Raw genomic sequence first — 23,076 nt, 5'->3', positions numbered from 1 at the left:
CGCCGGAGGCCCGCCGCGACCGGTGACCACCACGCACCGCAAGGCAGGCCGCGGCGGCCCGTGACCGGCGCTCGCCCCGTACCCGGCAGCCGACTTGGAGATGTCGATCTCCAGCGACTATTCTGACTTTGGTTGCCTCTAGCAACTAAACACCCCGGCGTACGTGCCCGCACCCGCCGGCGTCAGGAGGAAGCCCTACATCATGCCCATCGCCGCCCGGACATTCCGTACCTACGTGGAGGAGAACCTCGATGCGCTTAGCGCCGACCCGGCGCGCGAAGCCCTGGTCCACCAGGGCCGCCGCGTCACCGCGGGCGAACTCCGCTCACTCATCCACCGCTTGGCCCGCGCCCTGCGCGCCCGGGGCGTCGACCGCGGAGCGACCGTCACCCTGCTCAGCGGCAATCTCCCGGAGACCCTCGCCGCCCGCTACGCCGCCAACCTGATCGGCGCCCGGGTCAACCACCTCTACAACAAGCTGTCCGCCGAGTCTCAGGCCGCCATCGTCCGCGATGTCGAGACCCGGGCCCTGATCGTCGATCCGCGGTATGCCGAACGGGCCGCCGAGGTCACCGAGTTGGCGCCGGTGCCGGACGTCCTCACCCTCGGCCCCGCGAAGACGGGCGCGGATCTGCTGGAACTGGCGGCCGGACAGTCGGACGAGCCGTTCGCCAGCCGGGCCCGGCCCGGCGATGTGTGCACCATCCGCCACACCGGCGGCACCACCGGCCACCCGAAGGGCATCTGCACCACCTTCGAGCAGGCGCGCTGGTTCCACGGAGTGCTGCCGCAGCAGCCGGAGTTCGAGCGCCGGCAGCTGGTCTGCACCACCCTCGCGCACGCCGCCGGCGCGATGGCCGACAGGACTCTGCACGTGGGCGGCACGATCGTCCTGCTCGACGACTTCGAGCCCGGCACCGTGCTCGCCACGCTGGCACGGGAGCGCATCAGCGAACTGTTCCTGCTGCCGCCGCTGCTCTATCAGCTGATGGACCACCCGGACGCCCCGCACACCGACACCTCCAGTCTGCGGATGCTGACGTACGGCGGCTGCCAGGCCTCCCCGGCCCGGATAGCCGACGCGGTGCGGATGTTCGGGCCGGTGCTGATGCAGGGCTACGGACAGAACGAGGCCGGCGGCATCAGCGTGCTCACCCAGGAGGACCATGACCCGCAGCGCCCCGACCGGCTGCGTTCGGCGGGGAAGGTGCTGTCCGATGTCGAGGTGGAGATCCGCGACGAGTCGGGCCGTCCGCTGCCGGCCGGTGAGCACGGCGAGGTCTGTGTGCGCTCCGCCATGATCATGAAGGGGTACTGGAAGCAGCCCGAGCTGACCGCCGAGGTCCTGCGGGACGGCTGGCTGCACACGGGGGACATCGGATTCCTCGACGACGAGGGGTACTTGACCATCGTCGACCGGCTCAAGGACATGATCGTCGTGGTCGGCGGCCATGTGTACACCACGGAGCTGGAGGACCTGCTGAACTCGCACCCGCAGGTACTTCAGAGCGCGGTGTTCGGTGTCCGGGACGCCGACCGGATGGAGCGGGTGCACGCCGTGGTGGTGCGGGCGCCCGGCAGCGAGGTCGACGGGGAACAGCTGCGGGCGAAGGTCCGCGCGGAGCGCGGTGCGATGTACGAGCCGCACCGGATCACCTTCGTCGAGGCGCTGCCGCTGACCGATGTGGGCAAGCCGGACAAGAAGGAGCTGCGCCGGCAGGCCGAACAGGAGGCCGGCACCCTGGCATGACAGCGACGAGCCGCCGCAGCCAAGGGCTGCGGCGGCCTGTCAGTGCTACTGCCGGTCAGAGGATGCCCAGCAGGCCGAAGGGGAAGCCCCCGAAGCCGTAGCCGTAGTTGCCGTAGCCGCAGCCGCCGAAGCCGTTGTAACCGCCGAAGCCGTTGAAGCCGCCGAAGCCGCCGAAGCCGCCGAAGCCGTTGAAGCCGTTGTAGCCGCCGTGGTGGTGGCAGTGGTGCCCGTGGTGATGGTGACGACCATGGTGGTGACGACCGTGGTGGTCGCCGTTTGACGATGTGGCCGGCGCCTGCGGGGTGGCCGAAGCCATGCCGGCGAACGGGAGGACGGTAGCGGCGGCAAGGGCCGCGGTGGCCACGGAGCGGCCTATGTACTTGCGCATTGCGTTTCTCCTGTGTGGCAGGAAATCTGACATTCGATGAGTACCGCGCCTCACCCAAAACCCCGCAGACACGGCGGAGAGCCACTCCAACGGCCCCAAGAATTACTCCAGTCGCGGCAATGAATCAGTAAAGCGAGCTGGTGAACGGGCTGGGCGGCCGGTCGCCCGGTGCAGCGGTTCGGCGGTGCCGTCCGGGTGCGGCAGGACCGGGGGCAGCCACCGGACCACGAGCAGCACCGTCCAGGCGAGCAGCATCGCCACCGCGACCGGCAGAGTGCCGGACACCACCAGGGCTGGTCAGCGCTTACGGGCCCGGCTCGGCTGGACCCGGGACGGCTCGCCCGGCATCTTCGGGTGGTCGGGCGGATAGGGCAGATCGCCGAGCCCCTCGTCCACCGCCTGCCGGCTCGCGAGCTCCAGGACGGATTCCAGGCCGAAGGCGTGGTCCGCCATGTCCGCGTGCACATCACCGAGTTCCGCGAACCGCGGCGGGACCGTGCGCAGATCGAAGTCCTCGGGGGCGGCGTCGGACAGCTCGTCCCAGCGCAGCGGGGTGGAGACGGTCGCCCGGGGCCGGGCGCGCAGCGAGTAGGCGGAGGCGATGGTCCGGTCCCGGGCCATCTGGTTGTAGTCGACGAAGACCTTCTCGCCGCGTTCCTCCTTCCACCACGCCGAGGTCACCAGATCCGGCGTCCGGCGTTCCAGCGCCCGCGCCAGCGTGATCGCGGCCCGTCTGACCTCGGTGAAGGTCCAGCGGGGCCGGATCGGCACATAGACGTGCACTCCGCGGCCGCCGGACGTCTTGGGCCAGCCGCGCAGCCCGTGCTCGGCCAGCAGCTCGCGCAGGTCGAAGGCGACCTTGACGGCGTCCGCGAAGTCGGTGCCGGGCTGCGGGTCGAGGTCGATCCGCAGCTCGTCGGGGTGCTCGGTGTCACCGCGGCGGACGGGCCAGGGGTGGAACGTCAGACACCCCAGGTTGGCCGCCCAGAGCACGGCCGCCGGTTCGGTGGGGCACATCTCGTCGGCGAACCGTCCGCTCGGGAAGGCGATCCGGGCGGTGGGCAGCCAGTCCGGCATGCCCTTGGGCGCCCGCTTCTGGTAGAAGAACTCGCCCTCGATGCCGTCGGGAAAGCGCTGCATGGTGGTGGGCCGGTCGCGCAGGCCCCGCAGTACCCCGTCGGCGACGGCGAGGTAGTACTGCGCGACGTCCATCTTGGTGAAGCCGCGCTCCGGGTAATACGTCTTGTCGGGGTGCGACAGGCGCACCTTTCGCCCCGCGACATCCAGTTCCACAGCTCCCGCTCCGGCCATGGCTCCACGTTAAATACCGTGCGCCGCCGCCGCGCGCCGGAAGGGCCGCGGGCCCGGCGCGCGCGATGTGTCCGCAGCCCGCAGGATCGGGACATGGACCTGCCCGTCATGCCCCCGGTCTCCCCGATGCTCGCGAAGCTGGTGGCCGAGATTCCCGCCGGTATGCAGTACGAGGCCAAGTGGGACGGCTTCCGCGTCATCGTCTTCCGGGACGGCGAGGACATCGAGATCGCCAGCCGTACCACGAAGTCCCTCACCCGCTACTTCCCCGAAGTGGTCGAGGCGGCCCGTGCCGAGTTGCCCAGGCGGTGCGTCATCGACGGCGAGATCGTGATCGCCCATGACGGCCGGCTGCACTTCGAGGAGCTGCTGGAGCGCATCCACCCGGCGGACTCCCGGGTCCGTACGCTCGCCGAGCGGACGCCCGCCTCGCTCGTCGCCTTCGATCTGCTGGCCCTCGACTCCGCCGCACTGCTGCACGAGCCGCAGTCGGCGCGGCGGGAGGCCCTGGTCGAAGCACTGCGGCCGGCCCGTCCGCCGGTGTACACCGCGCCCGCGACGCGCGACCAGGAGCTGGCGCGCAGCTGGTTCACGCAGTTCGAAGGGGCGGGGCTGGACGGAGTGGTCGCCAAGCCGCTCGATCTCCCGTACCGGCCGGGCGACCGGGTCATGTACAAGATCAAACATGCCCGCACCGCCGACTGCGTCGTCGCGGGATACCGGCTGCACAAGAGCGGGCCGGTGGTCGGCTCCCTGCTGCTCGGTCTGCACGACGACGCCGGGCAGCTCCAGCACGTCGGAGTGTGCGCCTCGTTCCCGATGGCCAAGCGGCGCAAGCTGGTCGAGGAGCTGGCGCCGCTGCGGATGGAGGATGCCGCGGGCCATCCGTGGGGCGAGTGGACCGACGAGGCGGCGCATGCGGCGCGGCGGATGCCCGGCGGGCCCAGCCGCTGGAGCGGCGGCAAGGATCTGTCGTGGGTGCCGCTGCGCCCTGAGCGGGTGTGCGAGGTGGCCTATGACCACATGGAGGGCAGCCGCTTCCGGCACACCGCCCAGTTCCGCCACTGGCGTCCCGACCGTACGCCGGAGAGCTGCACCTATGCCCAGCTGGAGGAGCCGGTGGGCTACGACCTGGGGGAGCTGCTGCGGAGCTGACCGTACCGGGGGGCGGGTCAGCTCTGCTCCCCCTCCGGCGGCCAGCGGCGCCGGCTCTCCCCGGGAGCGAGCCGGTCCACCACGTCGGCCAGTTCGCGGCAGGCCTGCTCGACCTTGCGGCGGATGCTGTTCTGCTCGGTGACGACGGCCGACAGCAGCAGCGCGGTGAGCGCCGCGGATGCGTTGAGGGCCTGGAGGTTGACCATCGCCTCCAGCAGGCTCTGGCCCTCGAACGGCCCGGTGCGGCGGGTCGCCGCCGTGATGGCCAGGACGGACACCAGCAGCACACAGGGCGCCGCCCCCGCGAGCTGGAAGCGCAGCGCCGCCCACACGATCAGCGGAAAGACCAGGAACAGCAGGGAGAGCTCGCTGGTGACCGCCACCCACGCGACCACGACCGAGGCGACCAGCAGGACGGCGGCCTCGGCCCACCGGTAGGCGGGCACGCCCGTCGGCCACCGGAGCTTGCGGCAGGCGAGGAGCAGCGGGGTGACGACGAGAACCCCCATGGCGTCGCCCACCCACCACGCCGCCCAGGTCCGCCAGAAGCCGCCGGGCGGCAGCGCCCCGCTGAGCAGGAGCGTCGTGCTGCCCACCGTCGCGCTGACCAGCATTCCGGCGAACGCGCCCAGGGCGACCAGCGCCACCCCGTCGCGCAGCCGGTCCAGCCCGGCACGGAAGCCCATCCGACGGAGCATCAGGAAGGCGCACACCGGGGCCAGGGTGTTGCCCGCCATGATGCCGAGGACCGAGACATCGAGCGGGCTGAGGGAGGCGACGACCAGCAGGGTGCCGAGGGCGATGCCCGGCCAGGTCCACAGGCCCAGGAGCAGCAGACAGCTCAGGGAGATACCCGTAGGGGGCCACAACGGTGTGACCCTGGCGCCCGCGATCACCACCTGGTCCAGCAGCCCGATCTGCGCGGTGCCGTAGTAGACGCCGGCGAGCACGAGGATCGTCAGGGCTGCTGGTGCGGGACGGCGGAGTTCCTCGGTGCGCACCACATCAGCCATCAGACAACGCGGACGCCCGGGCACCGTCCGCGACACGCGCGCCCGGGCCGCGCTTCACCCGGCTCTGGGCGCGGCCGCGTCGAAGCGCAGCACGAGCACCGCGGAGTCGTCGGTGTGCCCGGTGAACTCGGCCACGCTCATCGCCACGTCCGCCACGGTGGCCGGATCGCCGTCGGCGTTGGCGCTGACGAGCCGGGTCACCTGGCTCAGTCCCGCCTCTATCGGGAACGATGGCCCTTCCACGACACCGTCGGTGAGCAGGACGAACGCCCCCGCCGTGGCGAACCGGTGGCGGGTGACCGGATAGCTCTCCCCCCGCACGATGCCGAGCGGCAGGCCCCCCGGGTCGTCGGCGATGCCGGAGCGGCCGTCGGTGGTGGCCCAGATGCCGGGTACATGGCCGGCGCGGGCGCTGGTCAGCTCCCAGGCGACCGGGTCGAAGCGGACGAAGGTGCAGGTCGCGAAGAGCCCGCAGTCGACGGAGAGCAGCAGGTCGTTGGCCCGGCTCAGCACCTCCCCCGGATCGGCGGCGTGGCCGGCGACGGCGCGCAGCCCGAAGCGGATCTGCCCCATGAAGGCGGCCGCCTCGACGTCATGGCCCTGGACATCGCCGACGCAGAAGGCGAGCGAGCCGTCGGGCAGCGGGAAGCCGTCGTACCAGTCGCCCCCGATGTCCAGGCCGTGCCGGGCGGGTGCGTAAGTGGCGGCGGCGCGCAGCCCCGGTGTCCCCGGCAGTACGGCCGGCAGCATCTCCCGCTGGAGTGCCTCGGCGAGTTCGACCCGGGCCCGCTGCTTCTCGGCGCCTTCCCGCGCCTGGGCGGTCAGTCGCCCGAGCGTGGTCAGCAGATCGTCCGCGCTCGCCGACCGCGGGGGACGACGCCGAAGCATGGGCCGCTCCCAGGTGCGTCGGTGCGGAGGCCACCGCGGGCGGGCTCGTACGTCTCCGCGCTGGCCGCCGGACCAGGCCTCATGGGGGCTCTCGGGGAGCCCGCCTCTCCCGGTTCATCATATTTCTGCGGGGTGACTTCCGCTTGACGGCGCCGACGCGGCCCGGCCCGCTCCCCTCGCCCGCAGTGGCCGCGGCTCAGGCGGTCACGGGACGGGCCACCTCCAGATGCTGGACGCCGGACCGCACGGCCCAGAAGAAGACGGCGAACGCGAGGGCGGCCACGGTGACCGAGTCGTACGGGGCCGGCAGCCGGCCGGAGCCCTCGAAGGTGCCCAGCCAGGAGAGCACCGTCAGGCCGGCCAGGTAGGCCACCATCCAGGCGCCGGTGCGGAGTTCCGCGCCGAGCGAGCGGCTCGGGCCGGCGCCGTCGCTCTCCACGGCGGCCTTGTCGCGGGCGCCGGGGCGGCGCATGGCCAGGAAGATCAGCAGACCGCCGAGTACGAGGGGCAGGGCGAGGCGCAGGTCGTGCCAGCCCGACCAGTAGACGAACTCGCTGGCCACCACGAAGCTGAGCGGCGCGATCCAGCCCAGCCCCGGGACCCAGCCGGCGGTGCGGCCGCCCGGTTCGGCGCGGAAGACGGCGACCGCGACCGCGGAGGCCGCGTAGATCAGCAGATACATGTCGCCCATGACACTGACGATGTCCTGCCAGCCGCCGAACGGCAGCAGGAAGACCATGATCACGACGAGGTTGATCGCCAGCGCCCGGCGCGGGATGCCGAACCGCTCGTTGACCTTCATGAAGTACCGGGGAATGGTGCCGTTCTTGGCGAGCGCGTAGGTGTGCCGGGCGTTGAGTGCCACGCCCACGTACGCCGAACCGCCGGGCGAGATCACCGCGTCCGCGTACAGCAGGCTGGCCAGCCAGTGCAGGTTGAGGATCAGCGCGAGCTGGCCGAAGGGCGACTCGAAGGAGACTCCCTTCCAGCCGTGGCCGAGCAGGTTCTCGGGGACGGTGAAGAGGAACGCCACCTGAAGGGCCAGGTACATGAGGACGGCGAGGCCGATGCCGGTGAGCACCGCGGCGGGAATGGTCCGGCGGGGGTTGCGGGTCTCGCCCGAGAAGTCCAGTGGTGCCTGGAAGCCGTTGACGGAGTAGACGATGCCGCCGCCGGCCAGCGCGGTCAGGCAGGCGACATAGCCGTACGGGGCGAAGCCGCCGTGGTCCGTCAGACGGCCGGAGTGCCAGCCGGAGGCGATCAGCGCGATCACGGTGACCACCGGCACCACGATCTTGAACACCGAGATCAGGTTGTTGAGCTGGGCGAACATCCGCACCGCGAACCAGTTCAGCGCGGTCAGCAGGACGCTGAGTGCGGCGGCCAGCGCCAGCCCGCCGAGGGTGAGGGTATGGCCGTTGTAGATGCCCGGCAGGTAGTGCCCGGCGTACTGCATGATCGCGCTGATCTCGGCCGCGGTACCGCCCACCGACAGCAGCGTCGACCAGCCGATGAGGGTGCCGACGAGCCGGCCGCTGGCGAACAGTGGCCAGCGGACCGTGCCGCCGCCCTCCGGCCGGGTCGCGCCCAGCTCGATCATGACCAGGGCGACCAGCCCGCACAGCAGACCGGCGCCGACCCAGGAGAGCAGCGCCGCGGGGCCGGCCGTCTGGGCCGCGTACAGCGCGGCGAACAGCCAGCCGGAGCCGACGATATTGGAGAAGCCGATGCCGGTCAGTCCCCAGAAGCCCAGGTCACGGCGCAATCGGCGCTCCTGCGCCTGCACTTCCGGGACCGCGGCCCCGTCGCCCCCACCCGATACCTGACGCTCCGTCACGAGAACGGCCTCCTTGATTCACTGTTCCGGCTCGCCGGACCCTACTCGACGATCACCGAAGAGGAATTTCGCGTTCCACCAGCGGACACTTCCTGCACACAGCGCAGCGTCGGGGCACGGAGCGTACAGAGCGGTACCCAGCGCTCACGCCTGGTCAGCGGGGTGTGCGGCCGGTACCTCGCGGTGGTCAGCGGCGCCGCGGGGTTCCGCACCGCAGCGTGCTGCTCCGCTCAAGGGACGGGCGCGCGTCGTTCGTGGAAGGCGGGCAGGAGACCCGCGGGGGGAAGCCGCATCGGCTCGGCCGACCACCCGTCGGGCCGGCCGCAGCGGCTCAGCCGCAGCTCCAGCAGCCCGACCAGCAGGCCGAGCGGTGCGGCGGATGACGCCGTCCCGGAGGCGGTTCCGCGGGCCGGCCGTCCTCGGCGAGGGCGTGCAGTCCGGCGAGTTGGGCGCACAGCACGACGCTGATCGCCGCGATTTCCTCCGGCTCGGCATGGCCCTTCTCGATCCGCAGCCAGGAGACGGGCTGATCTTCCCCGGGCGCGCTCCCGTCGACGGCCGTGCGCTCCTCAGCGACCAGGCCCCCGCCCCCTCCGGGCGGTGTGCCACCGGCGGCCACGCTCCCGTCCGGGGCCCCGCCCGCGTCGGCGACGGTGTCCTCCTCGACCGCTACGGGTGGCGCCCCGGTGACGGCGGGGCCCTCGCCGAGGGAGACGGCGGCGCCATCGGCTGCGCGCTCGTCCAGGGTGGTGCCCTCACCGAGGCGGGTGGCCTCGCTGAGGACGGTGCTCGCGTCGGTGGATGTGCTCATGTGTGGGGGTCCATGGGCTCGGCGGTGGGGCGTGCTGCATGACCTGCCGCCCGACGGTGCAGGGGGAGAGTTCGGGCAGGTCACAGGGCCGACGCTAGAAGCGCTCCGGGGCGCTGTCGCGCGCTGGGCCCGTCGACTGCGCCATTCGGACGACCCGCCGGGGGCCCAGGCGTGATATCCGGGGCCGGGGCCGTGTTGCTCCCGGTCCTCGCGTCGTGGGCGGCGAGCATCGCGCACAGGCATGTGCAGGCACGCGGCTGCCGGATGACGCAGTCAGGATGGCGGGACGATGAGACGTGATCAGGCCGAGGACGAATGTGCCGCTCCGCGGCACGACGGACGCCGGGGGTTTCTGAAGTGTGCGGCGGGGATCGCGGGGGTGGCCGCCGCGGGGATCGGCGGGCCGGCGGCCGCCGCGGCGGACCGGCCCGTGGGCGGGCTGCGCGACGGCGGGCTGCTGCCCGACAAGGTGCCCTTCCACGGTGACCATCAGGCCGGCATCGTGACCCCGCAGCAGCTCTTCGCCGGCTTCGTCGGCTTCGATGTACTGGCCCAGGACCGCGACGGCCTGATCTCCCTGTTCCAGCGGCTCACCAGACGCTCGCGGGTGCTGGCGGCCGGGGTGAAGCCGCAGGACGAGCAGGTCGCCTCGGAGGAGCCCACCCCCGACTCCCTCAGCATCACCCTCGGTGTGGGCGCCTCCCTGTTCGACGACCGCTTCGGCCTGTCCGGGCACAAGCCCCGGCACCTCAAGGCGATGCCGGCGTTCCCCGACGACCGGCTGGAGCCGGCCCGCTGCCATGGCGATCTGTCGTTGCAGGTCTGTGCCCAGCACCCGGACGCGGTCGTCCATGTGCTGCGCGATCTGGCGCGGGAGACGGAGGGGCTGCTGCGGCCCCGCTGGCGTGCGGACGCCTTTCTCAACCCGTCGCGGCCCTCGGGGTCGCCGCGTACCTTCGTCGGTTTCAAGGACGGGATCGTCAATCCGGACACCGGCTCGGCGCGGGAGATGGACCGGCTGCTGTGGGTGACCCCGCCCTGCGGGGAGCCGGACTGGGCGCTGGGCGGCAGCTATCAGGTGCTGCGGCTGATCCGCTTCCAGATCGAGAAGTGGGACAAGGTGCCGCTGGCGCGCCAGGAGAAGATCTTCGGCCGGCGCAAGGCGAGCGGTGCGCCGCTGGACGGCACGCGCGAGTCGGATGTGCCGCGGTACCGCGAGGACCCGCACGGCAGCAAGATCCCGCTCAACTCGCACATCAGGCTGGCCAACCCCCGCACCGAGAAGACCGAGAACTCCCGCTTCCTGCGCCGGAGTTACAACTACGACGCCGGTTACGACAGCAAGGGACAGATGGACCTCGGGCTGGTGTTCTGCGGCTACCAGCAGGACCCGGAGCGGCAGTTCGCGACCGTGCAGCGGCGCCTCCGGCACGAGCCGCTGTCCGAGTTCATCACGCCCATCGGCGGCGGCTACTTCTTCATCCTGCCCGGGGTACGGGACGCCGATGACTGGTTCGGGTCCCGGCTGCTTCAGAAGACCTGAGCGGGTAAGACCGCACGGCACGAGGGCGGCGCCCGTTCCGGCGCCGCCCTCGTGTGTGACTCAGCAGATCCGCGGCAGCTGCTCGCCCAGCGGCAGATCGACGACCCGGGTGCCGCCCAGCGGAGTGCGGGCCACGACCATGCCGGGGTGGGTCTCGACGGTCTCCCCGATGATCGCGGCACCGGCGCCCAGCGGGTGCGCACGCATCGCGTCCAGCACCGCGTCGGCGTGCTCGCGGGGGACGAACGCCACCAGCTTTCCCTCGTTGGCGACGTACATCGGATCCAGGCCGAGGATGGCGCAGGCGTTGGCGACGGCCGACGGCACGGGGATCGCGCGCTCCTGGACGACGATGCCGGTACAGGAGGCGGTGGCGATCTCGCACAGGGCGGCGGCCAGCCCGCCGCGGGTGGGGTCGCGCAGCACATGCAGATCGGGGGTGACCGCGAGCATGGACTCGACGAGGCCGCCGAGGGCCGCGCAGTCGCTCTCGATCTCGACGCCGAACTCCAGGCCCTCGCGGACGCTCATGATGGCCACGCCGTGCAGGCCGATGTCACCGCTGACGATCACCACATCGCCGGGAACGACGCGCTGCGGGCGCAGATCGACGCCCGGCGGGATCAGGCCGATGCCGGCGGTGTTGAGGTAGACACCGTCACCGTGGCCCGCCTCGACGACCTTGGTGTCACCGGTCGCCACCTCGACCCCGGCGGCCCGCGCCGCCGCGCCCATGGCGTCGGCGACCCCGGCGACCACCGGCATCTCGACCCCCTCCTCCAGGATGAAGCCGCAGGAGAGATAGGCCGCTCTGGCGCCGCTCATGGCAAGGTCGTTGACGGTGCCGTTGACGGCGAGGTCGCCGATGCAGCCGCCCGGGAAGAAGAGCGGCCGCACGACATAGGAGTCGGTGGAGAACGCCAGGCGGACGCCCCCGAGGGACACCGCGGCGGAGTCGCCGAGCTGCGCGAGGATCTCGCCGCCGAAGGCGGGGGCGAAGATCTGCTGGACGAGTTCGGCGGACAGCGCACCGCCGCCGCCGTGCCCCATGACGACCCGGGGCTGGTCACGGAGCGGCGTGGGGCAGGTCCAGCCGGAGATGTCCACGGTGGGCAGACCGCGGTCGGCCGGGGTGGGGCCGCCAGAGGTGGGGTGCTTGGTGTCAGGCAACGGGGCTCGCCTCCTGCGGGGTGGGCGTGGTGCCGAGTCGGCGGTAGAGGTAGTAGGCGGCGCAGGCGCCCTCGCTGGAGACCATGGTGGCGCCGAGCGGGGAGCGCGGGGTGCAGGTGGTGCCGAAGGCTTCGCACTCGTGCGGTTTGATGAGCCCCTGGAGGACTTCCCCGCTGCGGCAGGCGGCGGGTTCGCGGGTGGTGATGCCGTCGACGGAGAAGCGGTACTCGGCGTCGAAGTCGCGGTAGCGCTCCGACAGCCGCCAGCCGCTGGCGGGGATGGTGCCGATACCGCGCCAGGCGCGGTCGGTGACCTCGAAGACATCGGCGAGCATGGCCTGCGCGGCCGGGTTGCCCTCGCTGCGGACGGCGCGCGGATAGGCGTTGTCCACGGTGTGTTCGCCGCGTTCCAGCTGGCGGACGGTGCGGCGGATGCCCTCCAGGATGTCCAGCGGTTCGAAGCCGGTGACGACGATGGGCACCTGGAAGCGGTCGGCCAGTTCGGGGTACTCCCCCATGCCCATCACACTGCACACATGGCCGGCGGCGAGGAACGCCTGGACCCGGCAGCTGGGCGACGTCATGATCGCCTCGATGGCGGGCGGCACCCGGACGTGGGAGACCAGCATGCTGAAGTTGGGGATGCCGAGCTTGCGGGCCTGGTGGACCGTCATGGCGTTGGGGGGCGCGGTGGTTTCGAAGCCGATGCCGAAGAACACCACCTCGCGGTGCGGGTTCTGCTGGGCGATCTTCAGGGCGTCGAGCGGGGAGTAGACGACGCGGACGTCGCCGCCGTGACCGCGCACCTGGAAGAGATCGCGGTCGCTGCCGGGGACGCGGAGCATGTCACCGAAGGAACAGAAGATCACGTCGGGCCGGGCGGCGATCTCCAGGGCCTTGTCGATGACCTCCAGCGGCGTCACACAGACCGGGCAGCCCGGACCGTGGATCAACTCGACCTGATCGGGCAGCAGTTGGTCGATACCGTGCCGGATGATGGTATGGGTCTGCCCGCCGCAGACCTCCATCAGGGCCCAGGGGCGGGTCACCGTGGCCCGGATCTCGTCGAGCAGCCGCCGGGCCAGCTCGGGGTTCTGGAATTCTTCGAGGTACTTCACCGGCTCACCTCCCGTGATCCGTCGTTGCGGACGGCCGGGGGCGTGCCGCCCGCCCCGTCCCCTCCCTCGGGGGCGGCAGCCGCCTCCCAGGGATCGCCGAACTCCTCCTGGAGCAGGCCCAGTTCCTCGAACAGGGCGAGGGTGTGCCGGGCGGATTCCTCGTCCAGCCGCTGTAGCGCGAAGCCGACATGGACGATGGCGTACTCACCGACCTTCAGGTCGGGGACGTACTCCAGGCACACCTCCTTGACCACACCGCCGAAGTCGACGGTCGCCATGCGGGTGCCGTCCCGTTCCTCGATGTCCAATACCTTGCCGGGTACCGCCAGGCACATGGGCCCTCTCCTCGTCGTGGGTACGTTGCGTCCGCCGCGCCGCGGTCCCGCTCAGCGCACGGCGGCTCCTGCCGTGCGCGCCGCCACGACGATCTGACCGAGCGCCAGTCCCCCGTCATTGGGCGGGACGCGGCGGTGGCGCAGGACGGTGAAGCCGTCCTCCCGCAGGAGGCGGGCGGTGGTCTCGGCCAGCAGGGTGTTGGCGAAGACCCCGCCGGTCAGGGCCACGGTCGTCAGACCGGCCCGCTCCCGGGCCGACGCGCACCAGCGCCGGACGAGGTCGGCGACCGCGGTGTGGAAGCGGGCCGCGATCAGCGGGACGGCGGTGCCCGCGCGGAGGTCCCCGACGACGGCGGTGAGCACCGGCGCCGGGTCCGCGACGAGGTCGGCGGCCGCCGGTCCGGTCTGCCCGGCGCGCAGCGCGAACGTGTAGCCGGGACCGGGGTCCTCGCCCGCGGTCAGGGCGGCGGCTTCGAGGGCGATGGCGGCCTGGGCCTCGTACCCGGCCCGGTGGCAGACCCCGGCCAGCGAGGAGACGGCGTCGAAGAGCCGGCCCATGCTGGAGGTGGGCACGCAGTTGAGGTCCCGTTCGAGCTGCCGGGCCAGCAGCCGCCGCTCGTCCGGCGGGCAGGCCGCCACCGGGGGAAGCTCCGCGGCCCAGTCGATACCGGCGGCGCGCAGGTGGGCCAGGGCCATCCGGTAGGGGCGCCGTACGGTGGTGTCGCCGCCGGGCAGCGGCACGTAGGCGAGCTGTCCGAAGCGGCGGTAGCCGTCGTAGTCGGCGAGCAGGATCTCGCCGCCCCAGATGGTGTGGTCGTCGCCGTAGCCGGTGCCGTCGAAGGCGACCCCGATGACGGGGTGGCCGTCGCGGAGTCCGTGTTCGGCCATGGCCGAGGCGATATGGGCGTGGTGGTGCTGGACGCGGACCAGCGGCCGGCCGTCGGTGTGGCACTGCGCCCACCGGCCGGAGCGGTAGCCGGGGTGCCGGTCGGCGGCGAGGAGTTGGGGGCGTACCCCGGTGACCGTCTCCAGATGCTCCTCGGCCCGCTCGAAGGCGAACTGGGTCGCCACATCGTCCATGTCGCCGATGTGCGCGGACAGCCAGGCGCGGTGCCCTTCGGCGAGGCAGAACACGTTCTTGAGGTCGCCGCCGGTCGCGAGCGCGGGCCGGACCGGCACCGGGAGCGGCACCGGGAACGGGGCATAGCCGCGGGAGCGGCGGACGAACAGCGGCTCCCCGTCGCTGATCCGGACCACGGAGTCGTCACAGGGAATCCGGATCGGCCGGTCGTGGGTGAGCCAGGCGTCCGCCAGATGCGCGAGGCGGCGTACGGCCTCGTCGTCGTCGGTGACGATCGGTTCGCCCGCGACATTGCCGCTGGTCATGACGAGCAGCCGGGGCCCCGGAGGGTCGCCCGGCAGGCCGAGGAGCAGGTGGTGCAGCGGGGTGTACGGAAGCATGACGCCCAGGTCGGGGCTGCCGGGGGCGACGGCGTCGGACAGCGTGGGTGCGCCGGGGGCCGGGGCCGGGTGCGTCGTGCGGCGCAGCAGGACGATCGGGCGCACCGGCCCGGTGAGCAGGGCGCGCTCCTCCGCCCCGGCGCGCACCAGGTGGGCCACCTCATCGACATGACGGGCCATCAGGGCGAAGGGTTTGTCGCCGCGGGCCTTGCGGCGGCGCAGCAGGGCGACGGCGGTGTCGTCGGAGGCGTCACAGACCAGGTGGTAGCCGCCGAGACCCTTGACGGCCACGATCGCGCCCTCGGCGAGCAGCCGCCGGGTGTCGGCCACCGGATCGGCGCCGGGTGCCGGGAGCGGGGGGCGGGTGCGGTCGGCGGGGTCCGCGGTCAGCAGCCGCAGCCGGGGGCCGCAGTCATGGCAGGCGATGGGCTGGGCGTGGAATCGCCGGTCGCCCGGGTCCGCGTACTCCCGCGCGCAGCGGGGGCACATCGGGAAGCGGTCCATGGTCGTCAGCGCCCGGTCGTAGGGGATCGCGGTGACGATGGTGAAGCGCGGCCCGCAGTGGGTGCAGCTGAGGAAGGGGTGCCGGTGGCGGCGGTCGGCCGGGTCGGTCAGCTCGGCCAGGCAGGCCGCGCAGGTGGCGGCGTCCGGGGCGACCAGGGTGCGGGAGGGGCCGTGGGCGCGGGAGGGGAGGATCTGGAAGCCGGTGTCGCCGGCCAGGGAGATGTCCTGGCCGTCGACGGTCTCCACGACGGCCAGCGGCGGGGCCTCACCGCTGAGGCGTTCACCGAAGCGGGCCAGCGCCGCCGGGGCGCCCTCGACCTCGGCGACCACGCCCTCACCGGTGTTGGTCACATGACCCGTCAGCCCCAGTTCGGTGGCGAGGGTGTGGACGAACGGGCGGAAGCCGACGCCCTGGACGACGCCGCGCACGGTGATCCGGCGGCGTACGGCGGCGGTGGGAGGGGCGGTCGCGGTGCTCCCCTCGGCCTGCCGGATGGTCATGAGCGGCTCGACGCCACGGTGTCGGGGTCGGTGGTGTGCGCATGGCCGCCCGGTGTCCGGTGCGGGTGGGTGTGCTTCCCGGCGTGGGTGTGCTCCCCGTGCGAGGGGGCTGCCGTGTGGGTGTGCCCCTCGTCGCACGGCTGGCCGTCCTCGGCGTCGTGGACGTGGTGGGACTTACGGGTCATGACCGGGATGTGCACCGGTGTGCCGTCCCGCGCCGCCAGCGCCCGGTCCAGCAGCAGCCCGTCGCCCTCCCCGCCGCGCGCCGAGGTGAGGACGACCTCCACACCGGGGTTGATCTGTTCGACGTTGGCGCGGAACTCCTTCTCGTCGAACGACACCGCCTCGGCGATATCGGTCTTGGTGACCACCACCAGATGCGCGAGACCGAAGGCGGTGGGGTACTTCAGCGGCTTGTCCTCGCCCTCGGTCACCGACGCCAGCACGACGCGCAGCGTCTCGCCGAGGTCGTAGGAGGCGGGGCAGACCAGGTTGCCGACGTTCTCGATGAACAGCAGCCGGGTGTCAGCGGGGAGCCAGCCGTGCAGGTGCCCGCCGAGCATCTCGGCCTCCAGGTGGCACAGCCCGTCGGTGAGCACCTGTTTGACGGGCACGCCGGAGCGGGCCAGCCGGACGGCGTCGTTCTCGGTGGCGAGGTCGGCGGTGAGCGCCGCGACGGGGATGCCCCGGTCGCGGGCGAGGGTGAGTTCCCGTTCCAGGAGCGCGGTCTTGCCGCTGCCGGGGCTGGAGAGCAGATTGACGAGCGCGGTGCCACGGGCGGCGAGGTCCTCGCGCAGGGTGTGGGCACAGGCGTCGTTCTTGGCCAGGACCGCCTGTTGCAGGTCGACGACACGGCACATGGTTCAGCGCTCCTCGTGGGTCGGTGCGTGTACCGGGGCGTCGTTCCAGCACACGCTGACGATCTGGAGTTCCCGGCCGGACAGCAGCTCGGCCGTGGCGCCGCCGCAGCCCGGACAGCTGAGCTGCGGCGGGCTACCCACCGGCCAGCTGTCCGCACAGGGCTCGCAGCGGGCGCGGGCCGCGACGGGTTCCGTCACCAGCTCCGCCCCCTCCAGCACCGTTCCGGCACAGGCGAGTTCGAAGGAGAAGGCCAGCGCGTCGGGGACCACCCCGGCCAGTTCACCGACCCGCAGCCGGACACTGTGGACGGCGGTGGCGCCTGCGGGCCGGGCCGCGCTCTCGACCTGGTCCACGACCGCAAGCGCGATGGACATCTCGTGCATCGGTCCCTCTCTGGTGCGGGGACGACCGGGTGCCGCTCGGCTTCATTAGACGGCGCGGCCGGAGGGCGGCCGGGGTGCCTCGCCGGGGCGGCGCGGTGGCGTACACCGTTCGGTGCAGCGCCACCCCGTCACATGGCGCGGATGCGCAGATAGCGCTTGAGGTCGGGCAGCATGGACTTCACGACGAGGGCGAGCGCGGCGGCGAGCGCCCCGCTCAGGGCGAGCTTCAGCATGGTGTCGTGTTCCTCTCACTGGTGTGCGGTCCGGCGGCGGACGGAGTCGGTTCCTCCGCGCCGACCAGCCGCAGGATGAGCTGTACGGCCTCGTCGACCGCGGCGTCGACGGGTTCGCTGAGCCCGATGCCTTCGGTGACATCGGCGGGTTCGCAGCCGACGACCAGCACGCGCTCCGGGCGCTGGCCGCCGGTGCCCGCGCTGAGGGTGTCCAGGAGCGCGAGCACGGCGTCGGGGGTCATGTGGTGGCCGTCCAGCGCGGTGTCCGGCGGGCGGGCGGCGGGCGCGGTGGCGTCGAGGAGGTAGACGGTGCCGGGATCGCCGCCGCGCGCGGAGGCGTCCACGAGGAGCACGGTGTGGTAGCCGTCCAGCATCTGGTAGGCGAGGTGCACGCCCCGTACGCCGACGTCGACGACCTCGACCCCGTCGGGGAGTTGCTGCTCACCGAGCCGGCGGACGGCCTCGACGCCGAAGCCGTCGTCGCCGAGGAAGATGTTGCCGACGCCGGCGATCAGCGTCTTCGCGGGCCGTCTGACGACGGCTGCCTCGGGACTCACGCGTCCTCCAGGGGAGCGACCTCGTCGGGTTGGAAGTACAGGAACCGGCCCTGTTCGCGCCGGATGTCGGCGCCCGGGTCGCCCTCCACGGTCACCGCGAGGTGCACCCCGCCGTCGACGTCGTGCAGGACCGCCTCGACCTGCGCGGTACGGCCCTGGAGGAAGAGGTCCTGGGCGTCGGTGCGCCGCAGGCCGGGGCGCAGCAGCACCCGGCTCCCGGCGCCGACCGACTGCCCGTCGAGGGTGATCCGGTCGCGGACGGGGTCGACGCTGCGGTCGCTCGCCGGGTCCCACCAGGGGGTGTCCGGGCGGAGGCCCGGCACGTCCGGGGTGAGCGTGTCCGGGGCGGCCGGGCCGGGCCCGGTGACCTCGCGCAGGGCCCGTACGGCGCCGTGCAGCCGCTCCAGCACCTCGGGCGGCATGGTGTCGGCGAGCTCGATGACCTCGGCGGCGCGGGGGTCGGTGCCGCGGGCCTCGCGCTTCTCCTCGTCGGTGAGGGCCGCGGTGCGCAGGGTCAGGATCTCGTCGATCTCCAGGGCGTCGTAGAGCGCGCCGGGGCTTTCCGGGGCGATGGCCGGGTGGTCCTCCAGGATGATCGGCGCGGAGAGCATCACATCGGCGCGGCCGGACTCGCCGGCCAGCACGGGCCAGGCGTGCTCGTTGCGGCAGGCGGCGACGGCCGCCTTGGCCCACTCCTGCGGGTCGGTCATGGAGACGAACGCGCCCGCGCTCAGGCCGAGGAGGAGATGGGACCCGACCAGCGAGCGGGGCAGTGCGGCGGCGCGGTCGGCGCCGTCTTCGTCCGGTTGCCAGCTGCTGGTGTTCTCGACGGTCGCGGTCAGCCGGAACGCCACGTACGGGCCGCCGAGTTCGGTCGCGGTCAGCCGGACCCGGCCGTCGATCCGGGCGGTGTGGCGCACCAGCCGGCCGACGAGCTGGCCGTCGGCGTCATGGACGGGCTCGGTCTCGTCCCGCGCGGGCCGGGTGAACGGGACGGCGACGCCCTCGCCGGTGAGCTTGGAGACATCGGCCGTGAGCGTGACGCGCTCCTCGACGCCCTCGTCCCAGGGGACCAGCACCCGGTCGGGCAGTGCGAGCTCCGCCACGGTCTCGAACCCGCCGTCCGGGGACCGGCGTTGGACCGTGCGCCGCTGAGCGCGCAGAAACCGCAGCTCGGCCGAGAGCCGGGCGCCGGAGCGGGGCTCCATGAGGCATTCGGTGCGCTGGAAGGAATGCTCCGCGCTGCCGGCGCCCCAGTGGGGCGGGACGAGCACCCCGAACTGCCAGCGGAGTTGGTTCTTGGCGGCGGACGCGCGGTACGGATAGAGCACATAGCCCTCGAACAGCACGGCGTCGGCCACCTGGCGGGCGGCGGCGAAGCGGTCCGCCATCTCCTCGGGCAGCACGCTGGTCGTCACGGCGCGGTCCTCTCACTGACGGGGCGGACGGCGGCGCCCGGGAAGAGCCGGGCGTGCGGTGCGGGTGGTGGGGTGCCGTCGGCGGCGGCCAGCAGCGACTCGACGGTCGCCTGCCAGGAGGGCAGGGCGTGCCGGGAGCGGTAGGCGAGCAGCGCGTCGAGGGTCTCGCGGGGCAGCCGCAGCCAGCCGCAGCCGGGGAAGTGTGCCTCGGTCATCTCCTGCCAGACGGCCACCGGCATCCGTACGGACGCTTCCTTGTTCCAGGGCACCGGGTGCACCTGGAAGCCGCCGGCGCCGGCGAAGACCGTGCCGGAGAACAGCAGCAGCAGCGGGACCTCGCCCTCGCGCAGCGCATGGAAGTAGCGGCCGACCGCGACGTCCAGGTCATAGGTGCAGGGAACCGGCAGATCCACCTCGGTCTCACCGGTGAAGCCGGGGACGACCAGCGAGACCTGGGCGAACTGGAGCGGGTGCAGGGTGGTGCCCCAGCGGGACCGCTCGCCGAAGAGGTCGGACAGCGCCTCGGCCTCGTCGGCCCGGTAGCCGCGGCGGGCCGGTTCGATACGGAGCTGGCAGCGCAGCGCGAGGGCGTGCACCCGGGCCGCTTCGGCGGCGGTGATCCGCAGCCGGAAGAGGAGGGTGGGGGCGGCCGCGTAGCGGTCGGCGCGTACGCCGGTGCAGACGAAGGACAGCTCGGTCACGGCCGGTCGTCCTCCCTCGGCTCGCGGGCCCGGCGGGCGACCTTGGTGAAGAAGTCGGCGAGCGCGGCGCGTGCCTCGGCGCCGCCGTCGAAGCCCTGCCACAACAGGCGCATCCGGCCGACGAGTTCGTAGCAGATGTCGACGGGCACCAGGTAGCAGTCGATCCGGCCCTCGGCGCGGCGCAGCAGCAGCGCCTCCACATCGGGCCGGAGGAGGGCCGCCAGCCGGCTGGCGGAGAACACGGTCTGCCAGGTCGACGGGTCGAGTTCGCTCTCGGTGGCGCCGGCCGGGCTGGGGTAGAGGGCGGCCAGCCGGTCCGGCTCGGCGGTGCGCAGGAAGAAGGCGACACCGACGGGGATCTGGAGCCGGTCCCAGGCCGTGTCGTCGAGGGTGTGGCCGGGGTCGACGAAGTAGCGGTCGGGGACCGTACGGAACTGTCCCGTACCGGCGCCGGGCCGGTCGAAGAGCAGCGCGCACGGGGTGCAGGCACAGGCCAGCGCGCGGCGTGCGGTGTCGACCAGGTGACGGTGGTTGTGCTCGGCGAGCACCACGGCGCACAGCTCGCAGCGCTCGGGGGCGGCCGGCACCGGGGCCCGGAAGCGGCGCAGGCCGCGGTGGGCGGGCGGCGGTCCGAGGCGCGGGAGCGCCGATGGCCGGCCGCTCACGAGGCGGTGGCGGCGGTCGGCGGGCGACGGGAGATCTGCAACAGCGCCGGCTCGGCCCGTCCGCCCGCCGCCTCCCACTCCATGGAGGTCACCTCGGGCGCGAAGCAGGAGACGGCGGCCTCGACGGCCTGCTGGGCCTGTTGGCTGGTGCTCGGGCAGCCGCAGCCGCCGGAGTCGGCGGCGCGCAGTCGCAGCGTTCCGGCGTCCGCGTCGAACTCGGCGACCTCGGCGGGGTGTTGGCGGCGGACACTGTCCAGGGCGCGGCCGATGCGGGTCGCGGTGTCCTCGGGGTGCAGATCGTGCAGCACCAGCAGGCTGGTCACCAGCTCGTCCCGCAGCAGCGCAGAACGGGCGCCGTCGCCGCCCGTGGCACTGCCCGTGAGGTGCATGATCCGGGCGAGGCCCGCGCCGTAGAAGTCCATCAGGACGCGGACGAGTTCCTCGGCGGCGGCGCTGGCCTCGCGGTCGTCGCGCTGCGCGAGCCGGTCCAGCACCTCTTCGACGCGCCGGCCGGTCGCCTCGGCGTTCGGCACGGCTGTGGAGGCGGCGGCTGCGGACGGCGCGGCGGCCTCGGGTGTACCGGTCCGCGGTGCGGCGGCCTCCACCGTGGTGGCCCCGGCGCTCATCCGGCGAGCCCGCTCAGCCCGGTGGGCACATGCATCTTCTCGACCGACTTGCCGTTGCCGACGTACATATGGACGCCGCACGGCAGACACGGGTCGAAGCTGCGCACCGTGCGCATGATGTCGATGCCCTTGAAGTTCTCCGGGGAGTTCTCCTCGAAGATCGGGGTGTTCTGGACGGCGTCCTCGTACGGGCCGGGGGTGCCGTAGGTGTCGCGGGTGCTGGCGTTCCACGGGGTCGGCGGGTACGGGTGGTAGTTGGCGATCTTGCCGTCCCGGATGACCATGTGGTGCGAGAGGACGCCGCGCACCGCCTCGGTGAAGCCACAGCCGATCGACTCGTCGGGGACCTCGAACTTCTCCCACGTCTGGGTGCGCCCGGCGCGGACCTCCTCCAGGCCCTTCTCCGCGAAGTGCAGCGCCATGGCGGCGGTGTACGCCTGGAAGTAGGTGCGGGCCCGGTTGCGCTCCAGCGCGTTGCTCCACTTGGGGATCTTCCACTCGAAGCGGGCCTCGGGCCGCGTCATGGAGCGGGGCAGGTCGATGGTGACGCTGTGGCCGGTGGACTTGACGTACGGGGTGTCGACGAGCCCCGACAGGGCCGTGGACCACAGCCGGGCGATCGGGCCGCCGCCGGTGTCCAGGGCCAGATGCTCCTTGCCGTCGAACCAGCGCGGCGACATCACCCAGCTGTACTTGTCGTTGAAGTCCCGCTTCTGCGGGGCGGGGATGGTGTGCTGGTTCCACGGGTGGCGCGGGTCGACGGGGTTGCCGAGCGGGTCGTGGGTGACGAACTGCTCCTGGCCCTCCCAGTCCTGGTAGTAGGAGCTGCCCAGCAGGATCCGGATACCCAGGTTGATCTCGGTGAGGTCGTTGGTGACCAGCTTGCCGTCGACGATGATGCCCGGGGTGACGAACATCTTCCGTCCCCAGTCCGTCATGTTGCGATAGGTGAAGTCGCAGTGGTCCGGGTCGTTGAGCGCACCCCAGCAGCCGAGCAGCACGCGCCGGCGGCCGACCTCCTCGTACCCGGGCAGCGCCTCGTAGAAGAAGTCGAACAGGTCGTCATGGAGCGGGACGACCCGCTTCATGAATTCGACATAGCGCATCAGCCGGCTGAGGTAGTCGGTGAAGAGCTGGACGCTGGCGATGGTGCCGACACCGCCCGGGTAGAGCGTGGAGGGGTGCACATGGCGGCCCTCCATGAGGCAGAACATCTCCCGGGTGTAGCGGCTGACCTGGAGAGCCTCGCGGTAGAACTCGCCCTCGATGGGGTTGAGGGAGCTCATGATGTCGGCGATGGTGCGGTAGCCGTGGTCGCCCGCGTGGGGGGCCTCGGTGCGCTGGGCGAGCTCCCAGACGCCGGGGTTGGTCTCGCGGACCATCTTTTCGCAGTAGTCGACCCCGACCAGGTTCTCCTGGAAGATGTTGTGGTCGAACATGTACTCGGCGGACTCGCCGAGGTTGATGATCCACTCCCCCAGGTGCGGGGGCTTCACCCCGTAGGCCATGTTCTGGGTGTACACCGAGCAGGTGGCGTGGTTGTCACCGCAGATACCGCAGATCCGGCTGGTGATGAAGTGCGCGTCGCGCGGGTCCTTGCCGCGCATGAAGACGCTGTAGCCACGGAAGACGGATGAGGTGCTGTAGCACTCCGCCACCCGCTTCTGCTTGAAGTCGATCTTGGTGTGGATCCCGAGGCTGCCCACGATCCGGGTGATCGGATCCCAGGACATCTCCGTCAGACCGCTGCCGTCGGCCGCCTTCGTTCTCGGTGCCATCGTGAGTGCCGTGCCCTTCTTTTGCGTGCGCGCGGAGGTGGGGTCGGACGGAGGGTCCGGGGTGCTGCCG

General features: G+C 72.3%; 23 protein-coding genes. 3 read left to right on the top strand and 20 right to left on the bottom strand.

Annotation, left to right across the window (positions count from 1 at the left end):
* Nucleotides 1-202: 202 nt before the first annotated feature.
* Nucleotides 203-1,750 carry an AMP-binding protein gene (locus tag CP981_RS35725; RefSeq protein WP_085927595.1) on the top strand — a complete coding sequence of 516 codons (1,548 nt, stop codon included), beginning with the start codon at nucleotides 203-205 and terminating at the stop codon, nucleotides 1,748-1,750.
* Nucleotides 1,751-1,805: 55 nt separating this feature from the next.
* Here CP981_RS35725 and CP981_RS38280 read toward each other — a convergent pair whose 3' ends face one another.
* From CP981_RS38280 to ligD, 3 genes are all read right to left on the bottom strand, one after another.
* A complete protein-coding gene (locus CP981_RS38280) occupies nucleotides 1,806-2,138 on the bottom strand; it encodes a hypothetical protein (protein ID WP_190837276.1) in 333 nt (110 codons plus the stop codon).
* A 102-nt stretch (nucleotides 2,139-2,240) separates the two neighbouring features.
* On the bottom strand, nucleotides 2,241-2,423 hold the full coding sequence (locus CP981_RS35715; protein WP_143659026.1) for a hypothetical protein: 183 nt from the start codon (nucleotides 2,421-2,423) through the stop codon (nucleotides 2,241-2,243).
* A gap of 12 nt (nucleotides 2,424-2,435) precedes the next feature.
* Nucleotides 2,436-3,449 carry a non-homologous end-joining DNA ligase gene (ligD, locus tag CP981_RS35710; RefSeq protein ID WP_208853031.1) on the bottom strand — a complete coding sequence of 338 codons (1,014 nt, stop codon included), beginning with the start codon at nucleotides 3,447-3,449 and terminating at the stop codon, nucleotides 2,436-2,438.
* Nucleotides 3,450-3,542: 93 nt separating this feature from the next.
* On the opposite strand from ligD, the gene CP981_RS35705 reads away from it, so the two are divergent.
* Entirely contained in the window at nucleotides 3,543-4,604 is a 1,062-nt protein-coding gene (locus tag CP981_RS35705) for an ATP-dependent DNA ligase (protein WP_085927593.1), read from the top strand.
* 17 nt (nucleotides 4,605-4,621) lie between these two features.
* On the opposite strand, the gene CP981_RS35700 is transcribed toward CP981_RS35705, so the two are convergent.
* From CP981_RS35700 to CP981_RS35685, 4 genes are all read right to left on the bottom strand, one after another.
* The gene (locus CP981_RS35700; RefSeq protein WP_167536270.1) at nucleotides 4,622-5,608 is read right to left on the bottom strand and encodes an MASE1 domain-containing protein; all 987 of its coding nucleotides are present in this window, start codon (nucleotides 5,606-5,608) and stop codon (nucleotides 4,622-4,624) included.
* A gap of 63 nt (nucleotides 5,609-5,671) precedes the next feature.
* Entirely contained in the window at nucleotides 5,672-6,505 is an 834-nt protein-coding gene (locus CP981_RS35695; protein WP_085927591.1) for a PP2C family protein-serine/threonine phosphatase, read from the bottom strand.
* A 196-nt stretch (nucleotides 6,506-6,701) separates the two neighbouring features.
* Nucleotides 6,702-8,342: an APC family permease gene (locus CP981_RS35690; RefSeq protein WP_425282193.1), complete on the bottom strand. Its 1,641-nt coding sequence runs from the start codon at nucleotides 8,340-8,342 to the stop codon at nucleotides 6,702-6,704.
* A gap of 331 nt (nucleotides 8,343-8,673) precedes the next feature.
* Nucleotides 8,674-9,153: an acyl-CoA carboxylase epsilon subunit gene (locus tag CP981_RS35685; protein WP_085927590.1), complete on the bottom strand. Its 480-nt coding sequence runs from the start codon at nucleotides 9,151-9,153 to the stop codon at nucleotides 8,674-8,676.
* 289 nt (nucleotides 9,154-9,442) lie between these two features.
* Here CP981_RS35685 and efeB point away from each other — a divergent pair, with 289 nt between their 5' ends.
* The gene (efeB, locus tag CP981_RS35680) at nucleotides 9,443-10,696 is read left to right on the top strand and encodes an iron uptake transporter deferrochelatase/peroxidase subunit (protein WP_107429587.1); all 1,254 of its coding nucleotides are present in this window, start codon (nucleotides 9,443-9,445) and stop codon (nucleotides 10,694-10,696) included.
* A 60-nt stretch (nucleotides 10,697-10,756) separates the two neighbouring features.
* On the opposite strand, the gene hypE is transcribed toward efeB, so the two are convergent.
* From hypE to CP981_RS35620, 13 genes are all read right to left on the bottom strand, one after another.
* On the bottom strand, nucleotides 10,757-11,812 hold the full coding sequence (hypE, locus tag CP981_RS35675) for a hydrogenase expression/formation protein HypE (protein ID WP_085927603.1): 1,056 nt from the start codon (nucleotides 11,810-11,812) through the stop codon (nucleotides 10,757-10,759).
* Between the two features lie 46 nt (nucleotides 11,813-11,858).
* Complete coding sequence (hypD, locus tag CP981_RS35670; RefSeq protein ID WP_085927589.1) at nucleotides 11,859-12,983, bottom strand: hydrogenase formation protein HypD; 1,125 nt, start codon at nucleotides 12,981-12,983, stop codon at nucleotides 11,859-11,861.
* Entirely contained in the window at nucleotides 12,980-13,318 is a 339-nt protein-coding gene (locus CP981_RS35665) for a HypC/HybG/HupF family hydrogenase formation chaperone (RefSeq protein WP_085927588.1), read from the bottom strand. Before CP981_RS35665 ends, hypD begins: the two co-directional genes overlap by 4 nt.
* Nucleotides 13,319-13,369: 51 nt before the next feature.
* Nucleotides 13,370-15,784: a carbamoyltransferase HypF gene (hypF, locus tag CP981_RS35660; protein WP_085927587.1), complete on the bottom strand. Its 2,415-nt coding sequence runs from the start codon at nucleotides 15,782-15,784 to the stop codon at nucleotides 13,370-13,372.
* On the bottom strand, nucleotides 15,781-16,644 hold the full coding sequence (gene hypB / locus CP981_RS35655; RefSeq protein ID WP_085927586.1) for a hydrogenase nickel incorporation protein HypB: 864 nt from the start codon (nucleotides 16,642-16,644) through the stop codon (nucleotides 15,781-15,783). The genes hypF and hypB overlap by 4 nt, the downstream gene beginning before the upstream one ends.
* A gap of 3 nt (nucleotides 16,645-16,647) precedes the next feature.
* The gene (locus tag CP981_RS35650; protein ID WP_085927585.1) at nucleotides 16,648-17,028 is read right to left on the bottom strand and encodes a hydrogenase maturation nickel metallochaperone HypA/HybF; all 381 of its coding nucleotides are present in this window, start codon (nucleotides 17,026-17,028) and stop codon (nucleotides 16,648-16,650) included.
* A gap of 128 nt (nucleotides 17,029-17,156) precedes the next feature.
* Entirely contained in the window at nucleotides 17,157-17,261 is a 105-nt protein-coding gene (locus tag CP981_RS39640) for a DUF6893 family small protein (protein WP_371873919.1), read from the bottom strand.
* The gene (locus CP981_RS35645; protein WP_085927584.1) at nucleotides 17,255-17,818 is read right to left on the bottom strand and encodes a hydrogenase maturation protease; all 564 of its coding nucleotides are present in this window, start codon (nucleotides 17,816-17,818) and stop codon (nucleotides 17,255-17,257) included. Before CP981_RS35645 ends, CP981_RS39640 begins: the two co-directional genes overlap by 7 nt.
* A complete protein-coding gene (locus tag CP981_RS35640; RefSeq protein ID WP_085927583.1) occupies nucleotides 17,815-19,236 on the bottom strand; it encodes a hypothetical protein in 1,422 nt (473 codons plus the stop codon). Before CP981_RS35640 ends, CP981_RS35645 begins: the two co-directional genes overlap by 4 nt.
* Nucleotides 19,233-19,937, bottom strand: coding sequence for a DUF6084 family protein (locus CP981_RS35635; protein ID WP_085927582.1), 705 nt, complete (start codon nucleotides 19,935-19,937; stop codon nucleotides 19,233-19,235). Before CP981_RS35635 ends, CP981_RS35640 begins: the two co-directional genes overlap by 4 nt.
* Entirely contained in the window at nucleotides 19,934-20,602 is a 669-nt protein-coding gene (locus CP981_RS35630; protein ID WP_085927581.1) for a DUF5947 family protein, read from the bottom strand. The genes CP981_RS35635 and CP981_RS35630 overlap by 4 nt, the downstream gene beginning before the upstream one ends.
* Entirely contained in the window at nucleotides 20,599-21,228 is a 630-nt protein-coding gene (locus tag CP981_RS35625; protein WP_208853030.1) for a hypothetical protein, read from the bottom strand. Before CP981_RS35625 ends, CP981_RS35630 begins: the two co-directional genes overlap by 4 nt.
* Complete coding sequence (locus CP981_RS35620; protein WP_085927580.1) at nucleotides 21,225-23,006, bottom strand: nickel-dependent hydrogenase large subunit; 1,782 nt, start codon at nucleotides 23,004-23,006, stop codon at nucleotides 21,225-21,227. Before CP981_RS35620 ends, CP981_RS35625 begins: the two co-directional genes overlap by 4 nt.
* Between the last annotated feature and the right edge of the window lie 70 nt (nucleotides 23,007-23,076).

Source organism: Streptomyces platensis (genome assembly GCF_008704855.1).
Classification (GTDB): Bacteria; Actinomycetota; Actinomycetes; order Streptomycetales; family Streptomycetaceae; genus Streptomyces; species Streptomyces platensis.
Note: the sequence above shows the minus strand (reverse complement) of the source record. Positions and strands in the feature narration are given on the sequence as shown.

Coding starts and splice junctions, on each gene's coding strand:
- CP981_RS35725 (WP_085927595.1), top strand. CDS start 203: ATGCCCATCGCCGCCCGGACATTCCGTACCTACGTGGAGGAGAACCTC.
- CP981_RS38280 (WP_190837276.1), bottom strand. CDS start 2,138: ATGCGCAAGTACATAGGCCGCTCCGTGGCCACCGCGGCCCTTGCCGCC.
- ligD (WP_208853031.1), bottom strand. CDS start 3,449: ATGGCCGGAGCGGGAGCTGTGGAACTGGATGTCGCGGGGCGAAAGGTG.
- CP981_RS35705 (WP_085927593.1), top strand. CDS start 3,543: ATGGACCTGCCCGTCATGCCCCCGGTCTCCCCGATGCTCGCGAAGCTG.
- CP981_RS35695 (WP_085927591.1), bottom strand. CDS start 6,505: ATGCTTCGGCGTCGTCCCCCGCGGTCGGCGAGCGCGGACGATCTGCTG.
- CP981_RS35685 (WP_085927590.1), bottom strand. CDS start 9,153: ATGAGCACATCCACCGACGCGAGCACCGTCCTCAGCGAGGCCACCCGC.
- efeB (WP_107429587.1), top strand. CDS start 9,443: ATGAGACGTGATCAGGCCGAGGACGAATGTGCCGCTCCGCGGCACGAC.
- CP981_RS35665 (WP_085927588.1), bottom strand. CDS start 13,318: ATGTGCCTGGCGGTACCCGGCAAGGTATTGGACATCGAGGAACGGGAC.
- hypF (WP_085927587.1), bottom strand. CDS start 15,784: ATGACCATCCGGCAGGCCGAGGGGAGCACCGCGACCGCCCCTCCCACC.
- hypB (WP_085927586.1), bottom strand. CDS start 16,644: ATGTGCCGTGTCGTCGACCTGCAACAGGCGGTCCTGGCCAAGAACGAC.
- CP981_RS35650 (WP_085927585.1), bottom strand. CDS start 17,028: ATGCACGAGATGTCCATCGCGCTTGCGGTCGTGGACCAGGTCGAGAGC.
- CP981_RS39640 (WP_371873919.1), bottom strand. CDS start 17,261: ATGCTGAAGCTCGCCCTGAGCGGGGCGCTCGCCGCCGCGCTCGCCCTC.
- CP981_RS35625 (WP_208853030.1), bottom strand. CDS start 21,228: ATGAGCGCCGGGGCCACCACGGTGGAGGCCGCCGCACCGCGGACCGGT.
- CP981_RS35620 (WP_085927580.1), bottom strand. CDS start 23,006: ATGGCACCGAGAACGAAGGCGGCCGACGGCAGCGGTCTGACGGAGATG.